The 19669-nt window shown below is 38.7% G+C and carries 19 protein-coding genes; all 19 read right to left on the bottom strand.

Annotated features, from left to right (window positions below; translation table 11 throughout):
- The gene (fliJ, locus tag KHA88_RS06805) at window positions 1-447 is read right to left on the bottom strand and encodes a flagellar export protein FliJ (RefSeq protein WP_213096639.1); all 447 of its coding nucleotides are present in this window, start codon (window positions 445-447) and stop codon (window positions 1-3) included.
- A complete protein-coding gene (fliI, locus tag KHA88_RS06810) occupies window positions 444-1769 on the bottom strand; it encodes a flagellar protein export ATPase FliI (RefSeq protein WP_213121661.1) in 1326 nt (441 codons plus the stop codon). The genes fliJ and fliI overlap by 4 nt, the downstream gene beginning before the upstream one ends.
- Window positions 1769-2524 (bottom strand): flagellar assembly protein FliH, encoded by a 756-nt coding sequence (gene fliH, locus KHA88_RS06815; RefSeq protein ID WP_213121662.1) that lies wholly within the window; start codon window positions 2522-2524, stop codon window positions 1769-1771. The genes fliI and fliH overlap by 1 nt, the downstream gene beginning before the upstream one ends.
- A complete protein-coding gene (fliG, locus tag KHA88_RS06820) occupies window positions 2517-3524 on the bottom strand; it encodes a flagellar motor switch protein FliG (protein WP_430413624.1) in 1008 nt (335 codons plus the stop codon). Before fliG ends, fliH begins: the two co-directional genes overlap by 8 nt.
- An 11-nt stretch (window positions 3525-3535) precedes the next feature.
- Complete coding sequence (gene fliF, locus KHA88_RS06825; protein ID WP_213121663.1) at window positions 3536-5134, bottom strand: flagellar basal-body MS-ring/collar protein FliF; 1599 nt, start codon at window positions 5132-5134, stop codon at window positions 3536-3538.
- 63 nt (window positions 5135-5197) lie between these two features.
- The gene (gene fliE / locus KHA88_RS06830; RefSeq protein WP_430413696.1) at window positions 5198-5452 is read right to left on the bottom strand and encodes a flagellar hook-basal body complex protein FliE; all 255 of its coding nucleotides are present in this window, start codon (window positions 5450-5452) and stop codon (window positions 5198-5200) included.
- Between the two features lie 96 nt (window positions 5453-5548).
- A complete protein-coding gene (flgC, locus tag KHA88_RS06835) occupies window positions 5549-6004 on the bottom strand; it encodes a flagellar basal body rod protein FlgC (protein WP_213107201.1) in 456 nt (151 codons plus the stop codon).
- Window positions 6005-6006: 2 nt separating this feature from the next.
- Window positions 6007-6399: a flagellar basal body rod protein FlgB gene (gene flgB / locus KHA88_RS06840; protein WP_213096633.1), complete on the bottom strand. Its 393-nt coding sequence runs from the start codon at window positions 6397-6399 to the stop codon at window positions 6007-6009.
- Window positions 6400-7146: 747 nt separating this feature from the next.
- Window positions 7147-7926, bottom strand: coding sequence for a GTP-sensing pleiotropic transcriptional regulator CodY (gene codY, locus KHA88_RS06845; protein WP_213121664.1), 780 nt, complete (start codon window positions 7924-7926; stop codon window positions 7147-7149).
- Between the two features lie 113 nt (window positions 7927-8039).
- Window positions 8040-9428, bottom strand: coding sequence for an ATP-dependent protease ATPase subunit HslU (gene hslU / locus KHA88_RS06850; RefSeq protein WP_213097819.1), 1389 nt, complete (start codon window positions 9426-9428; stop codon window positions 8040-8042).
- An 88-nt stretch (window positions 9429-9516) separates the two neighbouring features.
- On the bottom strand, window positions 9517-10059 hold the full coding sequence (gene hslV / locus KHA88_RS06855) for an ATP-dependent protease subunit HslV (protein WP_213096631.1): 543 nt from the start codon (window positions 10057-10059) through the stop codon (window positions 9517-9519).
- Between the two features lie 23 nt (window positions 10060-10082).
- Entirely contained in the window at window positions 10083-10985 is a 903-nt protein-coding gene (gene xerC / locus KHA88_RS06860) for a tyrosine recombinase XerC (RefSeq protein WP_213121665.1), read from the bottom strand.
- A gap of 60 nt (window positions 10986-11045) precedes the next feature.
- Window positions 11046-12350 (bottom strand): FADH(2)-oxidizing methylenetetrahydrofolate--tRNA-(uracil(54)-C(5))-methyltransferase TrmFO, encoded by a 1305-nt coding sequence (gene trmFO / locus KHA88_RS06865; RefSeq protein ID WP_213121666.1) that lies wholly within the window; start codon window positions 12348-12350, stop codon window positions 11046-11048.
- A 240-nt stretch (window positions 12351-12590) separates the two neighbouring features.
- Entirely contained in the window at window positions 12591-14666 is a 2076-nt protein-coding gene (topA, locus tag KHA88_RS06870; RefSeq protein WP_213096628.1) for a type I DNA topoisomerase, read from the bottom strand.
- Between the two features lie 225 nt (window positions 14667-14891).
- The gene (gene dprA / locus KHA88_RS06875) at window positions 14892-15770 is read right to left on the bottom strand and encodes a DNA-processing protein DprA (RefSeq protein WP_213121667.1); all 879 of its coding nucleotides are present in this window, start codon (window positions 15768-15770) and stop codon (window positions 14892-14894) included.
- A gap of 76 nt (window positions 15771-15846) precedes the next feature.
- On the bottom strand, window positions 15847-16749 hold the full coding sequence (sucD, locus tag KHA88_RS06880) for a succinate--CoA ligase subunit alpha (protein WP_213096626.1): 903 nt from the start codon (window positions 16747-16749) through the stop codon (window positions 15847-15849).
- 82 nt (window positions 16750-16831) lie between these two features.
- Window positions 16832-17992: an ADP-forming succinate--CoA ligase subunit beta gene (gene sucC / locus KHA88_RS06885; RefSeq protein ID WP_213096625.1), complete on the bottom strand. Its 1161-nt coding sequence runs from the start codon at window positions 17990-17992 to the stop codon at window positions 16832-16834.
- Between the two features lie 91 nt (window positions 17993-18083).
- A complete protein-coding gene (locus tag KHA88_RS06890; protein WP_213121668.1) occupies window positions 18084-18377 on the bottom strand; it encodes an EscU/YscU/HrcU family type III secretion system export apparatus switch protein in 294 nt (97 codons plus the stop codon).
- A complete protein-coding gene (locus KHA88_RS06895; RefSeq protein ID WP_213121669.1) occupies window positions 18374-19666 on the bottom strand; it encodes a hypothetical protein in 1293 nt (430 codons plus the stop codon). The genes KHA88_RS06890 and KHA88_RS06895 overlap by 4 nt, the downstream gene beginning before the upstream one ends.
- Window positions 19667-19669: the final 3 nt, after the last annotated feature.

Consider the following 19669-nt stretch of genomic DNA (forward strand, 5'->3'; position numbering starts at 1 on the left):
CTAATTTCCGCCTCGATGAAAGTATTGAAGAGCGGAAATTTCATCGAGTTGTATGTTTTCAGTTTCATTAATCATATGCAAATAATTTTTATGGCTTTTTTCTTTTAAATTTTCATATTTTTTCATTTCAATATTGCTTTCCTTTAATTTCTCTTCGCACCAATTCATTTTATTACGGGCATTCATAACAACTTTTTGGAAATGATCAATTGTCTTTTCCATATTAAGGATAAATTGTTGATAATGTCTTATTTCACGAATAGAAAGACCACTTGATATTTTCTGTGATTGATATAACTCTAAATCCTCTTTTTTCTTTAAAAGATCGAAAAGCTTTTCAGCAGCTGCTTCAAATTTTTCAACAGAATCCTGATATAAGCCTAAAGCTTCATCCTTTTCTCGTTCCTTCAAATTTAAGATTTTTTGAAATTTGAATTCATATTTCAATTCAACTCACCTGTTTCCGCCAAATGTAGCAGGGAGTGGATACTTTTTTCTAAAGAAATCTTATCCTCGGTTTCCTGCTTTAAGAAAGAGATAATCTGTGGGTATGTTTGTATCGCTTCGTCGATTTCTTTTGATGCGCCGCGTTTATAGGCTCCAATATTTATCAAATCTTCCGAATTTAAATAGGTGCTAAGTAAATCACGAATTTTTTCAGCTGCCGCTCGATGTTCTCTACTTGTTAAATGATTCATCAATCTACTGACACTTTTTAACACATTTATAGCAGGATACTGGCCCTTGTTAGCTAAAGACCTATCTAGCACAATATGACCATCCAATATCCCTCTGACCGCATCCGCGATTGGTTCATTCATATCATCACCGTCTACAAGAACAGTATAAAAAGCAGTAATCGAGCCTTGATCATTGGTTCCCGTTCTTTCTAGCAATTTAGGTAAAATCGAGAAAACAGAAGGAGTATAACCTCTCGTAGCTGGTGGTTCACCGACGGCAAGTCCAACTTCTCTCTGCCCCATCGCTACTCGCGTAACAGAGTCCATCATAAACATAACGTCATGGCCTTTGTCACGAAAATATTCGGCAATGGCCGTTGCTGTAAAAGCACCTTTAATTCTCATTAATGCAGGCATATCAGATGTTGCAGCTACAACGATCGACTTTTTCAGTCCTTCTGGTCCTAGGTCACGCTCGATAAATTCCCTTACTTCACGTCCTCGTTCACCAATTAACGCAATAACGTTGATATCTGCTTTTGTATTTTTGGCAATCATACCTAGCAAAGTACTTTTTCCCACGCCACTACCAGCGAAAATCCCAAGCCGTTGACCTTTACCCACGGTCAATAAGCTATCTATCGCCCTTACACCAACTTCAAGTGTTTCAGATATAGGCGGTCTACTTAATGGATTTGGCGGAGTACGATCAGTAGCTACTGCTCTCATTCCAGCTGGGATTATCGATCCATCCATCGGTTGACCAAGTGAATCGACTACTTTACCAATTAATTCATGCCCTACTTTGATTTGTAATGGTTTTGATGTTGCCTCAACGAGACTTCCCGGACCGATTTCCTGAATGTTTGTATACGGCATTAGTATAATATTTTGTTCTTTAAAGCCTACAACTTCAGCCATAATCTTTCTTCGAGTTGCCTCTCCTCCAACATGAATTAAACAAACATCACCGATAGAGCTTTCCGGTCCTTGAGATTCAATCATCAAACCGATGACTCGAATCACCTTCCCGTATTTTTTAAACGTATTCAAATTATTTATGAGAGGTATAAGGGATCGTGCTTCCATCAATGATCACCCTCAAGCAATTCCATTAGCTGTTTTTTGAGCTCGACAAGCTGGCTAGAGATACTGGCATCAATTCTGCCATTCTCAGATTCTATAAAACAGGCGTATTCTTCTAGTTCCGCATCTGGATAAATAAAGCATTGGGTATTAGAAGGAAAAATTGCATCTAAATCTTTTTTTTCAGCGATAAGCAAATCATATTGTAATGGGTGAACATGAATTTGTACTTCCTTAAATTCTCGTGCTTCCTTTATTGCCTTCTTAACAATCGGAAGAAACTTTTCATGATCTTCAGCTAAACTGCTGTGAATTATTCTTTCAGCCGCTGTTATGGCTAATTCAAGAATCGTCGATTCCGCGTCTGAAACATGTTCGTGAAAAGCAGATTTGGATAATTCTACAACCTCTTTTGCTTGAAGGATTAATTTTTCATATTCCGAATATCCGTTAACCCTTCCTTCATTTATCCCAATTTGCAAACCTTCTTCATACGCTTGATTTATTAATTCCTGTTTTTTCTGTTCCCATTCTCCCTGTTGCTGTTGCACTTGTGAGAGTAGTTGTGATGCATGATGGTTAGCTTCATCCAATACTTTTTTCGCCTTCTGTTCTGCGTCTTGAAGAATTTCTTCACGATGTAATGAGATGGATGATTCTTCAAAGGCATCATTCGCAAGCAAATTTCTCACTTTAATTAGCTTCGTTTTTTCCTCTTGAATGACCGGAGCGGAATCAGATTTAATGATCCTAGACAATAATATCATCCCCTCCGCCGCGTGCTACGATGATTTCACCCGTTTCTTCCAATCGACGAATAATACCTACAATTTTAGACTGTGATTCTTCGACGTCACGCAACCTTACTGGACCCATGAATTCCATTTCTTCTTTGATTGTTTCGACCATTCGCGTAGACATATTTCTGTAAATTACGTCTTTTACTTCATCGCTTGATATTTTAAGTGCCAGCAGTAAATCTTCATTATCACATTCCCGAATGACCCGTTGAATAGAGCGATTATCAAGTGTGACAATATCTTCAAACACAAACATCCGCTTTTTTATTTCCTCGGCCAATTCTGGGTCTTCAATTTCGAGTGCATCTAAAATTGTTTTCTCTGTCGAGCGATCTACACCGTTTAAAACGTCTACAACAGCTTCTATGCCACCAGTTTGGGTATAATCCTGTGTGACAGTTGTTGAGAGTTTCCTTTCTAGAATAGCTTCTACTTCACTAATAACTTCTGGAGATGTGCTGTCCATAATAGCAATTCTTTTTGCTATATCGGTTTGCATTTCTTGCGGAAGTTCGGATAAAATTTGTCCAGCTTTCTCCGGATCCAAATAAGATAAAATAAGTGCAATTGTTTGAGGATGCTCGTTTTGAATAAAATTAAGTATTTGAGCTGCGTCTGCTTTTCGAGCAAAATCGAATGGACGAACTTGAAGTGAAGAAGTAAGTCTATTAATAATCGCCATTGCCTGATCCGTTCCAAGTGCTTTTTCTAGAACGGTTTTTGCATAACCTATCCCACCCTGTGAAATATAATCCTGCGCAATGGCGATATTATGGAATTCACCTAAAACGTCCTCTTTTGCAGAAGAGTCAACTTTTCTAACACTTGAAATTTCTAGTGTTAGTTTTTCCATTTCCTCCTCTGTCAAATGCTTATAAACGGAAGAAGCAACATCTGGTCCAAGTGAAATTAAGAGTATGGCTGCTTTTTGTTTTCCCGATAAACCTTTCTTAGACAACGACAATCCCCCTAATCCTCTGACAGCCACGTGCGTAATAGTTTGGCGAACTCATCAGGCTTTTCCTTGGCGAGTTTTTCCAGTTGCTTTTTGCGCATTCCGGCTTCCGTCACTACTTCTTCATTTACATCAGGTATTTCCACAGATTCTGGAATCGTTTCATCAAGAAGCACATCCTCTTCCGATTCAACGCTTCGTCTTCCCCTGATTATGAGGAAAATCAATATTCCGATCACCGCAAAGAGAAGCCCTCCTGCTACATACACCCACCACGGAAGTCTATTACTTGGAACATCCTCCATTTCAACCTTTCCATTAAACGGCTGGACAGATATGACCACTTTGTTTTGAATCGCGTCATCAGAAATATCAATTCCCGCATCTTTATGAATTGAAGTTCTAACAATGGTTGAAAGAAGTTGCCTAATATCTTCCTTTCTATTTTCAGGAAAAGAATTAACATCTTCAGGATTTGGTGGTTCTACCATTACTTGAATGCCAAGATCACGAATTTTATATGGACTTTCTACAATTTCTTTATGGATTCTATTAATTTCATTATTAATTGTTTCTTCCGTTTTTTCATAATCACCATTTTCCCCATCACCTTCAAGATACTGGTTTCCTCCACTATCAGCAGGATCACTGCCTTGCGGAATTCCCCCTCCTGCTGCTTGGTCGGCATTTCCGGTGAACGTTTCCGTTATTCTGTGAGCGCTAATCGCGAGTCCGCGCATATTTTCTTCATCAACTGGCGCAACTAGGTTTTCTTCCCTATTTTCTTGGGTAAAATCTATATCTGCTGTAACAGAGGTGACTACTTTATTAAACCCCATCAATGTCCCAAGCATATTTTGAACTTGGCGCTGGATGTCTCTTTCAATTCGATTTTTTATTTGCATCTGCTGTGTATAACCATTCTCTGCATATTGATCATTGTTTAAATCGAAGTATTCTAAAAATTGGTTTCTAATTACAATATTTTCTACAGGCAGATTAGGAATACTTTTAGAGACCAGGTGATATAGTGATTTAATTTGCTTTTCATTAAACTCATGGCCAGCTTTTGTTTGAAGAATAATAGATGCAGAGGCCGCTTCATTTGCATCACTCAAAAAAACACCTTTTTCAGGCAAATTAATCATTACCTTTGCGGAATTAATACCTTCAACGCTTTTCATTAATTCGGCAAGTTCTGTTTGTGTCGCATCAAGTTTTAGTACATTAAATTCATTATCAGTCATTCCAAAACTAGCATTCTTGCTAAAAAAGGAATAATCAATATTACCTGATTTTGGAATCCCCTCTGCTGCGAGTTCAACCATTAACGTCTCGACATTTTCTTCGGGAACCTTAATCGTCGTGCCCCCATCCGCTATTTCTGATTTAATTCCTTTGGCATCGAGACTTTCCTTGATTGACCCGGTTTCAGAAGGTTTTAAATTTGTATATAACGGGACTAAAGTGGTTTTAGTTGTAAAATAAAAGATGCCAACCACAAAAATAATGGCAGTAAACAAGGAACCAAGTAAAATGAATTTTTGGTTTCCTGTTCTGCTCGCCCAATATTCTTTTATACCGGCTATATACTTACCTAGAGTCTCTTTCATTTATAAGCCCCTTACTCATACATTCACAACGTACTTATTCTAAACGATTGTCGATAATTAATTTTACATTTGCATTCTCATTATTTCTTGGTATGCTTCGACAGCTTTATTTCGAACTTCCAAGGCTGCCTGTAAAGTGATTGATGCTTTTTGCGCCGAGATCATCACATTATGCAAATCAATATTATCCCCTCTTACGAGACTGGCTGTGGCAGCATCTGATTGTAGTTGGGTACTATTTACTTCATTTATTGCTGTTTTTAATAATTCACCGAAGCTCTTTTCTGCTTGCACTGGCATCGTTTGATTGTTATTCATGTTATTCAAGCTTTTCATCGCTTCCAACGGTGCATTCGGAAAGCTGATATTATTAACCGGCATACTAGGAAATACCTCCAATTAAACTTTTTAAACTTACTTTCCTATTTCCAATGCTTTCATATACATGGATTTTGAGGCATTTAAAACTGTAACATTAGCTTCATAAGAGCGGGTCGTGCTGATCAAATCAACCATTTCCCGTAGGGGATCAACATTCGGCATTTGCACATAACCGTCTTCGTTTGCATCCGGATGCTGAGGATCATAAACAAGCCTATATGGAGAATCATCTTCTACAATATTTGTAACTTTCACTCCATTCATTTCCGCGCTGCCACTTTTCCCCAGTGAAGCGTTTAAAATGGAAGAAAAGGATTGACCTTGCGGCTGCATCACAACCATTTTCCGTGTATACGGCTGCCATACGCCATCAACGACCTTCCCACGCGTCGTATCCACGTTTGCCATATTAGATGAAATAACATCCATTCTTAACCGTTGTGCAGTTAATGCTGATGATGTAATGCTCATACCTTGAAATAGTGACAATTTTACCTACCACCTTTAATAACATTCTGAAGTGTAGAAAATTTCCCATTCAATCTTTCTATTAAAGCGTTATAATAAATTTGATTTGATGCAAGGTCTGTCATTTCCTTATCAATATCCACATTATTTCCATTATGTTGATATTGCATATTTTTTTTGTTGTAAATTGAAAAAGAGCGATTTTCAATCTGAAAGTCAAAATGACGAGGATCGCTGCGATACGAATGTATGGTTCTCGCTGAAGCATCTGCTAATTCTTTCTTAAAACTGATACCCTTTGCTTTATAATTCGGGACATCTGCATTAGCGATGTTTTGAGCAGTTAGTTTATGCTTAAGTGACGAATAATTCAATGCTCTTTCAAGAGTATTAATATTGCCAGAAAATATTTCCAAATTCGACACCACCAATTATAATATTCAACAAATAGTATATTTCCAATATCTTCATTGTAATATCTATGTAACAATTCGTCTATACGTGTCACTCTAATTAAATGACAATTTGCGACAAATAAAGGAAAATAGTACTTAAGACTCAAAAGCATAGGTTCCTTGATCAGCCCCGAAAAGTTCTGATCCAATAAAAGTCCGGTCTGCGTTTTATTAGATCAGGTTATTTGACCTCGAGGAACTGAAAAAGGATCTTATGGTACTGTTGATTTCCGCTCCAGGCGGACGCTTTCCGCGGGCGGTCGGTGAGCCTCCTCGTCGCTTCGCTCCTGCGGGGTCTCACCTGGACGCGCTTTTCCCGCAGGAGTCGCCGCCTTCCGCTCCAATCAACGGAGCTTGCTAAAAAATCAACATTCAAGACCCTAATTAAAATATAAAAAAAGACTCTAAAATCATATTTTGATTTTTAGAGTCTTTTTTTGGCTGCTTCCATTATAAAAATGAATGAGTGAATAGAATAGTAAAATATAGCATTTTATTGGTTTGGAGAAGCGTCCGCTCGACTCCTGCGGGATATGCAAGACAGCCGAGACCCTACAGGAGCGTAGCGACGAAGCGGCTCGGCGCTCGCCCCGCGGAAAGCGAGCGGTAAGCTTCGGAAAACCTGCTTTATCATAAAAAAAGACTGTAGACAAGTTTGTCTACAGCCTGACACTACTTGGGGAAATTCCCATTAGTATTTTAGGTTAATTAGCTTGATTTAATTTTTTCAAGTTCTTTAAGAAATTTCGAATTTAATACTTTAATGTAAGTACCTTTCATTCCAAGTGAACGTGATTCAATGACACCAGCGCTTTCAAGTTTTCTTAATGCATTTACAATCACGGAGCGCGTGATTCCAACACGGTCAGCAATTTTTGAAGCAACTAGTAAACCTTCTGTACCGTTTAATTCTTCAAAAATATGCTCAATTGCCTCCAACTCACTATAAGATAGTGAACTGATTGCCATTTGCACAACCGCTTTGCTTCTGGCTTCTTCTTCAATTTCTTCCGATTTCTCACGTAATATTTCCATTCCGACAACAGTCGCACCGTACTCAGCAAGAATTAAATCATCGTCTTGAAATTCCTCTTCCAATCGAGCAAGGATAAGGGTACCAAGTCGCTCGCCACCACCAATGATAGGGACGATCGTTGTTAAACCACTTCCAAAGAGCTCTTTATTCTCTTCCGGAAAAGCCGTGTACTCACTATCTACATCCAAATTTGATGATGTCTCTGTAATTTTGAAAAGATTCTTCGTATATTCTTCTGGAAACTGGCGATCTTCGAACATTTTTTTCATTCTTTCATTTTCGATCTGTTGGTTAATTGCAAAGCCAAGCAGCTTACCTCTTCTACTTACTACAAAAATATTAGCTTGGATGACATCGCTTAATGTTTCTGCCATCTCCTTGAAGTTAACTGACTTTCCTGCAGCTTTTTGAAGCATAGCATTTATCGTTCTTGTTCTTGGTAATAATTCCATGTATTTTCCTCCTAAAAAATTGAAAATGCAATTATACATAAATTGCGAAAATAATAACATACCTTTTCTTCTCAGTACCTGTTAATTGCTCTCTTTACCATTTCCCCTACGACCTAAAGGATAAACTGGCTTAAATCCTTGTCTTTAGAAATAGCGGCAAGTTTTTCATCAACATAATTTCTCGTAATTTTAACTGTCTCCAATGTCACTTCCGGTGCTTCAAATGAAAGATCCTCAAGCAGCTTTTCCAAAATTGTATGAAGACGCCTCGCTCCAATATTGTCTGTTTGTTGATTGACAGTAAAGGCAATTTCCGCAAGTCTATGAATAGCATCGTCAGAAAATTCGATTTGTATACCTTCCGTTTCCAATAATGCAATATATTGTTTAATCAATGCATTATCAGGCTCAGTTAAGATACTCACAAAATCTTCAACCGATAATTTGCCAAGTTCAACGCGAATTGGAAAACGACCTTGAAGTTCAGGGATTAAATCTGATGGCTTCGAGATATGAAACGCTCCAGCTGCGATAAACAATACATGATCGGTTTTAACTGGACCATATTTCGTTACTACAGTTGAGCCTTCTACAATTGGCAAAATATCTCGTTGTACACCTTCCCTTGATACATCAGCTGAAGAGGTACTATTACTTTTGCTTGCGATTTTATCAATCTCGTCAATAAAAATAATTCCCGTTTGTTCAGCTCGAAAAATGGCAGTTTGAGAAACCTCATCCATATCAATCAATTTCTGAGCCTCATCATTCGTTAAGACAATACGGGCGTCTTTTACTGGGAGATTTCGTTTCTTTTTCTTTTTTGGCATTAGACTGCCTAGCGCGTCTTGCATGTTCATGCCCATCTGTTCCATACCAGACCCTTGAAGCATATCAAACATTGATGGCTGCTGTTCTTCCACTTCCACCTGGACCATTTGGTCTTCCATTTCACCATTTGCTAACTTTTGAGCAATAAGTCTTCTTCTATCCCGTAAGCTCATTTCTTCTTGTGTATCTGAGTCGTCGCTTGATTCCTGCTGTTGGCCTCCAAAAATCATTTCAAATGGATTTTTAAAGCTTTCAGCTTTTTTCCTTGAAGGAACCAATAATTCTACAAGCCTTTCGTTTGCCTGCTTTTCAGCTTGTGCCTTAACCTCTTGCATTTTATCTTCTTTTACAAGTCTAATCGATGTTTCCATGAGATCACGTACCATGGATTCGACATCACGGCCCACATAGCCGACTTCAGTAAATTTCGTTGCTTCCACTTTAATAAATGGAGCACCCACCAATTTAGCCATGCGTCTTGCAATTTCTGTTTTCCCTACTCCCGTAGGGCCAATCATCAGGATGTTTTTCGGAATGATTTCATCTCTCATTTCAGAGCTTAGCAATCCTCGGCGATAGCGATTACGAAGTGCAACAGCAACAGACCTTTTCGCATCTTTCTGGCCGATGATATATTGATCCAGTTTTTCAACGATTTGGCGCGGAGTCATATTAAACCCTTTAATTTCAGCTGTCAAACTGTCCCCTCCTTATAAGACGAATGTTTTCAGTTCTAATATCTTTTCGGCTTTTTTGATTTTACAACTCTTCTACAATGATATTTCTATTTGTATACACACAAATATCCGCAGCAATCTCCAGGGCAGCCCTTGCCATTTCTTTTGCCGTCAAATGTTCTGCTGCATAGTTTTTAAGTGCTCTTCCCGCCGCCAATGCGTAATTCCCACCAGAGCCAATGGCAAGCACTCCATCGTCTGGTTCAATCACTTCTCCAGTCCCGGAAACAAGCAGAATATCATCTTTATCCATGACGATCAGCATAGCTTCAAGCTTTCGCAATACTTTATCGCTTCTCCACTCTTTAGCCAATTCAACGGCAGCACGCTGGAGATTTCCGTTAAACTCTTGGAGCTTTCCTTCAAATTTTTCAAACAATGTAAAGGCATCTGCCACTGAACCTGCAAACCCAGCTAACACTTTACCATTAAAAAGTTTTCGCACTTTTTTAGCCGTATGTTTCATTACTACTGCATTTCCGAATGTAACTTGGCCGTCTCCTGCCATTGCACAGTTCCCATTATGCTGAACAGCAAAAATTGTTGTCGCATGAAATTGATTCATTTTAACTCCTCCTTGCTAGACATTTAAGCCCGGGGATGATGATTCAAATATGTTTTTCGCAAATGTTCTTTCGTCACATGTGTATAAACTTGTGTTGAAGATAAGTGAGCGTGACCAAGTAATTCCTGAACAGTACGCATATCAGCACCGTTGTTAAGTAGATGTGTTGCAAATGTATGGCGAAGCATATGAGGATGAATTTTTCCAGTTAGAGAAGCTGATTCAATTATATTACTTAAAATATATCGAACTCCTCTTGGAGTAAGAGGACCTCCACGGGAATTGACAAATAGGTAATGATGTTGCTGTTTACCTTTCATAAGCTCATCTCTTACACCACTTATGTAACCTTGAAGGGCATCATAAGCAAAACTCCCAAAAGGGACATACCTTTCTTTTCGACCTTTACCTTTTACCAAAATAGTTGCAAAGTCAAAATCCAGGTCCTTAATTAAGATGTTAGAGCATTCACTAACTCGTATTCCTGTCGCATACAGCAACTCGAGTAAAGCTAAATTCCTTTTGCCAAGTAAAGTTGAATTATCGCACGCCTCGAATAATATTCTCATTTCTTCTTCGTAAAAAAAATTAGGAAGCCTAACACCTGCTTTCGGTTGAATAACGAGAACAAATGGATTCTCTTTCACTAATTTTTCCCTTAAAAGAAATTTATAAAAGCTTCTCAGGCAGGAAATTTTCCTCGCCACACTTGCCCTTGCTAATTTTTGACTGTATAGATCAGTGACGTAAAGACGCGCGTCAAAATATTCAACGCTCTTAAACGAGTCAATACCTTGTGCATTCATGAACAAGGAAAATTGCTCTATATCCTTTTTATAAAAGCCGATTGTATACTCAGAATAATTCTTTTCTATTTGCAGGTATTCAATAAAAGAGTAAACTGATTCATCTGAAAACTTATTCATCTCTTCACCTCACAAAGGCTACTAAATATTATCATAATTTAGCAGCCTATGCAATGAATGTTACAAATTTTTCACAAAGTTTTGAATTGTTCGCAATGCCCGTTCACCGTATTGTTCATTTCTTAATTTCTTATCCTTAATTCTCTCAGGTAAATCTGGAAGTAATCCAAAATTCACATTCATCGGTTGAAAGTTTTTTGATCCTGTAGAGGTAATGTAATAAGCCATACTTCCCATCGTCGTCTCCTTTGGAAAAATGACGGGCTCCTCATTTAAGGCAAGTTTAGCTGCGTTAATCCCAGCAATAAGACCGCTCGCTGCTGATTCCACATACCCTTCAACACCTGTCATTTGACCTGCAAAAAATAAGGTCGGTCTTTCTTTAAATTGATATGTCCGTTCCAAAACCTTTGGTGAATTGATAAAAGTATTTCTGTGCATGACTCCATATCTAACAATTTCCACATTTTCCAATCCAGGGATCAATTTGAGAACTTCTTTTTGTGGACCCCATTTCAAATGGGTTTGAAAGCCAACTAAATTGTACAATGTTCCAGCAGCATCATCTTGACGAAGCTGGATAACTGCATAGGGGCGCTTTCCTGTCCGGGGATCTTCTAATCCTACTGGTTTCAAAGGGCCGAATAGCATCGTCTTTTTTCCTCTGGCTGCCATGACTTCAATTGGCATACAACCTTCAAAGAAAATTTCTTTTTCAAATTCTTTTAATGGAACAGTTTCTGCAGAAATAAGCGCTTCATAAAATCTGTCAAATTCCTCTTCTGTCATTGGACAGTTTAAATATGCAGCTTCTCCCTTATCATAACGGGATTTTAAGTATACCTTCTCCATATCGATACTGTCTTTTTCGATAATAGGAGCAGCAGCATCATAAAAATATAGGTATTCTTCCCCGGTCAATTCCTGTAATTTTTGCGATAAAAGTTCGCTAGTTAGCGGTCCAGTTGCGATTATTGTAATACCGTCAGGAATTTCAGATATCTCTTCATTATATACCGTAATTAAAGGGTGATTCCTAACTTTTTCTGTCACATGGCCCGCAAATTCATGCCTGTCGACAGCTAAAGCGCCTCCAGCAGGAACAGATGAGCGATCCGCCGCACTTATAATTACGGAATCAAGCATTCTCATTTCTTCCTTTAGTACTCCAACTGCATTTGCCAAAGTGTTGGCCCTCAATGAGTTGGAGCATACGAGTTCAGCAAATTTATCCGTATGGTGCGCAGGAGTTTGCTTGACAGGTCTCATTTCATATAAATTAACACGTATACCTCTTTTAGCAATTTGCCAAGCCGCTTCACTACCGGCAAGACCAGCACCCACTACATTTACAGTCTGCTCCATATATGCCCCTCCTATATATAAAACTAAATCCTTATAAAATCTACTTATAATAGTCCCTCTTGCATTCTACACTATTCGACAAGAAATTTACATTTTAAAAGCTTATTAGAAAAGCGCAAGCTCTTTTTTAGGATGAACGGCTAAGACCGCCACATCGAGGGGCTAGGCGCTGAAGCTAGACGTTAACCTAGAATGCCACGAAAAAAGAGGCCATTGTATTAGCCCCTTTAATCTGATGTGCTATTGTACTGGCTTTTCCTTGTAATCACAATTTGCACACTGAACTTGGATTCCTTTTTTGAGTTTTTTCTCTGCAAGAACCCCTTCGCATTTTGGACAAGGTCGTTCTAAAGGTTTATCCCATGATAGGAAATCACATTCAGGATAACGATCGCAGCCATAGAAAATACGTTTTTTCTTACTTTTTCTTTCAATCACATTGCCCTCTTTACATTTCGGACACTTAACACCAATTTGTTTGACAATCGGCTTCGTATTCCGGCAGTCAGGGAAATTAGAACATGCCATAAATTTTCCATAGCGTCCCATTTTGAACACCATTGGATTTCCGCAGTTTTCACAGTCTTCTCCGGCAGGTTCATCTTTAATTTCAACTTCCTGCATTTCAATTTCGGCCTTTTTTAAATTTTTCTCAAAGCCTTGATAAAATTCATCTATAATTGATACCCATTCAATTTTTCCGTCTTCTATTTCATCAAGTTCACTTTCCATCTTGGCGGTAAATGCAACATTGATGACTTCTGGGAAAAATTCCATAATTAATTGTAAAACAATTTCGCCAAGTTCCGTCGGGATAAATCGCTTATTTTCAAGCGCTACATACCCACGTTTTTGAATCGTATCAAGCGTGGGAGCGAAAGTTGATGGTCTGCCAATACCGAGTTCTTCAAGTGTCCTTACAAGTCGTGCTTCAGTGTATCTTGGCGGCGGCTGCGTAAAGTGCTGTTTCGGTTCAAGTTTTTCAGCATGAACCATATCGCCTTCAACAAGATCTGGCAGCATGTTTTCTTTTTCTTCCTGCTGATCATCTGTTCCTTCGACGTATACTTTCATAAATCCAGGAAACTTTATTTTCGAACCGTTGGCTCGGAACGTTACTTCTCCATTTTTCAAATTAACGGTCATGGTATCCATGACTGCAGGAGCCATTTGGCTTGCTACAAATCGTTCCCATATTAATTTATATAGCCTATGTTGATCTCGGCTCAAAGAAGCTTTAACAGCATTCGGTTCACGTAGAGTACTTGTAGGTCTTACTGCTTCATGGGCATCTTGTGCATTACTTTGCTTCTTCTCTTTTTTATCTTCAGATTTCATATAATCTTTTCCGTACTGTGCCGTTATATATTCTGCAGCTTCCTTTTGGGCAACCTCGGAAATTCTAGTTGAATCGGTCCTCATATATGTGATTAGCCCGACGGTCCCTTCCTTACCAAGATCTATTCCTTCATATAATTGTTGAGCGAGCATCATCGTTTTCTTCGCACGGAAATTCAGCTTTCTAGCTGCTTCTTGCTGAAGAGATGAAGTTGTAAACGGGAGAGCAGGATTTCTTCTTCTTTCCTTTTTCACAACGGAGTCAACTTTAAACGAGTCACCTGTCAGCTTGTTCATCACTGAGTTGACATCTTCCTCTGAATTCAGCTTTGTCTTTTTGCTATTAAAGCCGAAAAAGGCTGCTTGGAAATTCTCTTTTCCTTTTATAAAATTCCCATCGATAGACCAGTATTCTTCGGGTACGAAACTTTTGATCTCATTTTCCCGATCAATAATTAGCCGAACAGCAACAGACTGCACGCGACCTGCACTAAGTCCTTTTTTAACTTTTTTCCAAAGAAGCGGGCTAATATTGTAACCGACTAGCCGATCCAAAATTCGTCTTGCTTGCTGGGCATCAACAAGGTCCATATTAATAGGACGTGGATGTTTAAAAGACTCCTTAATAGCGTCTTTGGTAATTTCATTAAAAACAACCCTGCAATCAGAATAAATATCAACATCCAAGCTATGAGCTAAATGCCAGGCAATAGCTTCTCCTTCTCTATCGGGGTCAGCTGCCAGATATACTTTTTTTGCTTTTTTAGCGGCTGTTTTAAGCTCTTTTAAAATTGGGCCTTTGCCTCTGATTGTAATATATTTAGGTTCATAGTTTTGTTCAACATCCACACCCATTTGGCTTTTAGGCAAATCCCGTAAATGCCCCATGGATGCTTTTACTTTGTATTTTTTTCCGAGATAGCGCTCAATTGTTTTCGCCTTTGCTGGCGATTCCACTATCACTAAATAATCCGACATGCAAAATCCTCCCTAGAGGTTATTAATAAACATCTCTATAAATCAGAGTAAATACTATATGGCTATTTTATTTTTGTCAATGAAGTAAATATCTTCCATTAGAAAAGTTAATGTATTTTTTGATTTCCCACCTTTTGAAAAATCTATCCTACAATATGAGTAAATGCAAGCATTTTATTTTTGTACTCTTTTTTACATATGCATTTATTTAAGCGTTACCACTGTTTAACTTAAAAATAGTTCTTCTAAAATATCATCGCTTGAAGCGATTAATTTCGCACCTTGCTTAATTAACTGATTTGTTCCTTCTGACAGTTTATCGTTAATTTGTCCGGGTAAGGCAAAAACTTCTCGACCTGCTTCCAATGCTAAGTCTGCAGTGATTAAGGAGCCACTCTTTTTCTTCGCTTGAAGAACAATCGTACCCTTTGTAAGACCACTTATTATCCGATTCCGCATTGGAAAATACCATTTTTCCGGTCGCCATATCGGCGGATATTCCGAAATTAATAAGTGCTCCTTTATTATTTTTTCTGCAAGCCCTCTATTTTCAGAAGGGTATAAATGAAAAAACCCTCCACCTAATACAGCTATCGTTTTACCACTTAATTCGATGGTACGTTTATGGGCCATCGTATCCGCTCCTTTTGCTAAGCCACTAACAATAACAATGTTTTTTTCGATTAGGGAGGGCAGAAATAAATCGAGAGCTTTTTCTGCATAGCTATTTGCATCTCTAGCTCCGACAATTGCCACTGAATGCCTATCCAGAAGGGTTTGATCCCCCATTGTAAACAAAACAAGCGGAGGATCATGAATCTCTTTTAGTAGATGCGGATAACTAGGATCCCGAAAAGAAATCATAGAAATATTTTTTGATTCATAGAACGCAAGGAGTTTTTGCACATTAATAGAGAGATATTCTTCAGAAAACTTGTTTATTTTAGTAGATTCAAGCTGGAGAATTCGTTGGAGGTTCGTTAAAGAGAGGGATGGAAACATGTTTAAATCAGGGTCAACCTTAAGCAATTTTCTAATTGACCGGTGGGTAAGGTGGCGGCAATGAATGAGATGAAATAATTTTTCTTCGAAAATTTTAATCATACCCCTTTTTCTAATAAATTTATGGAGAAACAACCCCTCATATTTTGAGGGGCTGTTCCGGTTTTCATTATGGCCATTAATGTGTTTTGCACTTTTCATAAAGTCCATTTTCTTTTAGGACTCCAATTAATGTTTCACCCATTACAGATGGAGTTTCAGCTACTTTAATTCCGCATTCATTCATAACACGGATTTTTTCGTCGGCTGTACCTTTTCCACCAGAAATAATTGCGCCAGCATGGCCCATGCGTTTGCCTGGAGGTGCTGTGCGGCCTCCGATGAATCCGACTACAGGCTTTGTCATATTAGCTTTTACCCACTCTGCAGCTTCTTCTTCGGCAGTGCCTCCGATTTCACCGATCATGATCACAGCTTCCGTTTCCGGATCTTCATTGAAAGCCTTAAGAACATCGATAAAATCGGTTCCATTAACCGGGTCACCGCCAATTCCAACAGCAGTAGATTGACCTACACCTGCTTGGGATAACTGATGAACAGCCTCATAAGTCAATGTCCCTGAACGGGATACAACTCCTACATGACCTTTTGTATGAATATAACCCGGCATAATACCAATTTTACATTCGCCAGGAGTAATGACTCCAGGGCAGTTTGGACCGACAAGACGTGTTTTCTTACCTTCCATAAAACGCTTAACATTAATCATATCAATTACAGGAATATGCTCTGTGATACAAATAACTAGATCAAGTTCAGCATCAACTGCTTCCATAATTGCATCAGCAGCGAATGGTGCTGGAACATAGATGACTGAAGCATTTGCACCAGTAGCTTTCACTGCTTCAGAAACAGTATTAAATACCGGTACTCCTTCAACTTCTGTTCCGCCTTTGCCCGGCGTTACGCCTCCGACAATTTTCGTACCATATTCAAGCATTTGCTGTGTATGGAAAAGAGCTGTTGAACCTGTAATTCCCTGAACAATTACTTTTGTATCTTTATTTACAAAAACGCTCATCATTTTCCCTGCCTTTCAGATTTCTAGCGGCGGGCATTAGCCTAACGCTCGCCTACTCATTATCTAATGATGACCTCTAGACTTATCCTACTAGTTCTACGATTTTTTGGGCACCATCCGCCATTGATTCAGCAGCAACAATATTTAATCCCGATTCGTTAAGAATCTTTTTACCCAAATCTACATTCGTTCCTTCAAGTCTTACTACTAAAGGAACTTCTAGGCTAACTTGCTTAGCAGCTTCAACAACGCCTGTAGCGATGATGTCACATTTCATGATTCCTCCGAAAATGTTAACAAAAATTCCTTTTACATTTTCATCAGAAAGAATGATTTTAAATGCTTCTGTTACTTTTTCAGCAGTTGCACCGCCCCCAACATCAAGGAAGTTTGCCGGATCTCCGCCATAATGTTTAATAATATCCATTGTCGCCATCGCAAGGCCTGCACCATTAACCATACAGCCGATATTACCTTCAAGAGAAATATAGCTCAAGTCGTATTTAGACGCTTCAATTTCCTTAGGATCTTCTTCTTCAAGATCTCGATATTCCAAAATGTCTTTATGCTTGAATAAAGCATTAGCGTCAAAATTCAATTTTGCATCTAAAGCCATTACATTTCCATCACCAGTTACAACAAGTGGATTAATTTCTGCAATTGAACAGTCATTGTCCACAAATGCTTTGTAAAGGCTTAACATAAACTTAGCAGCCTTTCCAACCAGTTCCTTAGGGATGTTAATGTTAAACGCGATTCTGCGAGCTTGGAAGCCTGTGAGCCCAACTACAGGGTCTACTACTTCATAAAAAATCTTTTCTGGTGTTTTTTCTGCGACTTCTTCAATTTCAGTACCGCCTTCTTCAGAAGCCATTAATACTACACGGTCAGTAGCACGATCAACTACAAGACCTACATAATATTCCTTCTTAATATCGCACCCTTCTTCAATTAAAAGGCGCTTAACTTCTTTTCCAGCAGGGCCAGTTTGATGAGTTACCAAAGTTTTGCCTAAGATTTCATTGGCGTATGTACGGACTTCATCAAGATTTTTAGCTACTTTTACACCGCCGGCTTTGCCTCTTCCACCAGCATGGATTTGAGCTTTTACGACACAAACATCGGAACCAAGTTCTTTCGCCGCTTCAACAGCCTCTTCAACGGTAAAAGCAACCTTTCCATTAGGCACTGTAACCCCATACTTTCTGAGGATTTCTTTACCTTGATATTCGTGGATATTCATTTCCCATCCTCCTATCACACTGTCAAAAAAATTAGATTGCTATATAATTGTATTAAAACGCTGAATGGTTGTCCAATTTTATTGTCAAATACTATAATTGCTTTGCTTTATTGCGATCCATTTGATAGACAAAAGCGAATACTTCAGCGACCGCTTTATATAATTCTTCGGGAATTGCTTCATTCAGTTCCAATTGACCTAATAATTCGACAAGCGTTGGGTCCTCCTGAACAGGGATATTGTTTTGCTTTCCTTTTTCAAGAATATTGGCTGCAACCATCCCTTTTCCTTTCGCTAAGACCGTTGGGGCTTCATGTATGTCAGATTGATAGCGGAGAGCAACAGCCTCCCTTCTAGGAGGAAGTCCGTTCTGCTTACTTTTCATATCCGTATATCAACTCCATTATATGATCTGCTTTTTTGAAAGTAATCACTTGTATTTTCTTTCTGCTTGGGACTGCTTTCAGGTTGCTTAAAAAAAACGGCGGATAAGTGGTAATCCATCTCCTTTAATCCTGATTTCAGTAAAGGGAGCAGTTGCTCAGCTACTCGTTTCATACTGTTATTTTCGTTTATTATATTAATTGTAACTACACGGTTTTGAACTTGCATATCTATGACTGTTTCCTTTAAGTGCTCGAGCTCTAAATAAAATACAATCCGGCAAAAATCTGGGTTGATCTTTCCTTCTGCGGTCTTCTTACCTGACCATTGCATTGTAAGTTCGGTTTGATGGCCTGCAATGTTAATGGGAAGCTCGTATATCATTTGCTGAATCGGCCCATCTTGGGTGGATAGGAGCTGCAGCCCATTCATTCTGTATAGTAGCTGTTCTGCAAAATCTCTGGATTTCGGGTGCTGAAAGTCTTGTGTTTCGTGTAGAAACTTAACCAATAATGGTTTGATAGATTCCTGAAAAGAATCCTTGCTTAGGGAATCGTTTAACAATGTACGCTCATAAAAAAGTCCAGTATACTTGACTGCCTGTTTTATTTGCATTAAGGCTTCCTGTCGTCCATACTGCTTTTCCGGCCCACTAGTATGTTGTTCGATAGTTTGTAATAATGATAGGATTTCCCTTGCCACTGGATGAGTGGTGGTTTGTTCGAAACTCAGCGAAGTTCTTAGTGATTTTATTAATTCATTTGTTGTTACTTCTGTCCCCGCAGCTATCAGGGATTTAAAAATCGCTTCATTAAAGGGACTATTTTTCTCATGCATCAACTTTAATGTGTTTAATCCCAGCTCAAGATTATCGGTTATTTTTAAAAGCTGAACAGACTTGTGGATGTCTTCTTTTGTTAATGGAATATGCTCTTTCATTAAATATCCGGCAAGTGCTAGACCTAACTTATCGTTTGGGAGGGATAATTGACGTAATAAGTTTTCTTGTAAGCTTTTATTTGAGACCGAATCAATATTTTGATTTAAAAGCTTCAATTTTGTTTCTCCCTCGTTTGAGGAGACTTGAAGCCAATGCCCCGTTCCAATGGTAAGCGGCACCTCAAGTTTAGCAATCAATTTATCGTTCCCTAGCCTTATTTCCGCATGATGATTCGGAAATAACTTTTGAACAGTACCATAAAAGATTTGCCCCAGTTGAAACTGTAAAGGGCGGCTTTGATGTAATACTTGATTTTGAAGCAAGGCTTTTATTGAAGCTTTCACTTCCACGAT

The organism is Lederbergia citrea, assembly GCF_018343525.1.
Taxonomy (GTDB): Bacteria; Bacillota; Bacilli; order Bacillales; family Bacillaceae_C; genus Lederbergia; species Lederbergia citrea.

What these genes read in the sequence shown, in the direction of transcription:
- fliI (WP_213121661.1), bottom strand. Translation starts at nt 1,769, where the DNA reads ATGGAAGCACGATCCCTTATACCTCTCATAAATAATTTGAATACGTTT.
- fliF (WP_213121663.1), bottom strand. Translation starts at nt 5,134, where the DNA reads ATGAAAGAGACTCTAGGTAAGTATATAGCCGGTATAAAAGAATATTGG.
- fliE (WP_430413696.1), bottom strand. Translation starts at nt 5,452, where the DNA reads ATGAATAACAATCAAACGATGCCAGTGCAAGCAGAAAAGAGCTTCGGT.
- codY (WP_213121664.1), bottom strand. Translation starts at nt 7,926, where the DNA reads ATGGAATTATTACCAAGAACAAGAACGATAAATGCTATGCTTCAAAAA.
- hslU (WP_213097819.1), bottom strand. Translation starts at nt 9,428, where the DNA reads ATGACTCCGCGCCAAATCGTTGAAAAACTGGATCAATATATCATCGGC.
- hslV (WP_213096631.1), bottom strand. Translation starts at nt 10,059, where the DNA reads ATGAATCAATTTCATGCGACAACAATTTTTGCTGTTCAGCATAATGGG.
- xerC (WP_213121665.1), bottom strand. Translation starts at nt 10,985, where the DNA reads ATGAATAAGTTTTCAGATGAATCAGTTTACTCTTTTATTGAATACCTG.
- trmFO (WP_213121666.1), bottom strand. Translation starts at nt 12,350, where the DNA reads ATGGAGCAGACTGTAAATGTAGTGGGTGCTGGTCTTGCCGGTAGTGAA.
- topA (WP_213096628.1), bottom strand. Translation starts at nt 14,666, where the DNA reads ATGTCGGATTATTTAGTGATAGTGGAATCGCCAGCAAAGGCGAAAACA.
- dprA (WP_213121667.1), bottom strand. Translation starts at nt 15,770, where the DNA reads ATGATTAAAATTTTCGAAGAAAAATTATTTCATCTCATTCATTGCCGC.
- sucD (WP_213096626.1), bottom strand. Translation starts at nt 16,749, where the DNA reads ATGAGCGTTTTTGTAAATAAAGATACAAAAGTAATTGTTCAGGGAATT.
- sucC (WP_213096625.1), bottom strand. Translation starts at nt 17,992, where the DNA reads ATGAATATCCACGAATATCAAGGTAAAGAAATCCTCAGAAAGTATGGG.
- KHA88_RS06890 (WP_213121668.1), bottom strand. Translation starts at nt 18,377, where the DNA reads ATGAAAAGTAAGCAGAACGGACTTCCTCCTAGAAGGGAGGCTGTTGCT.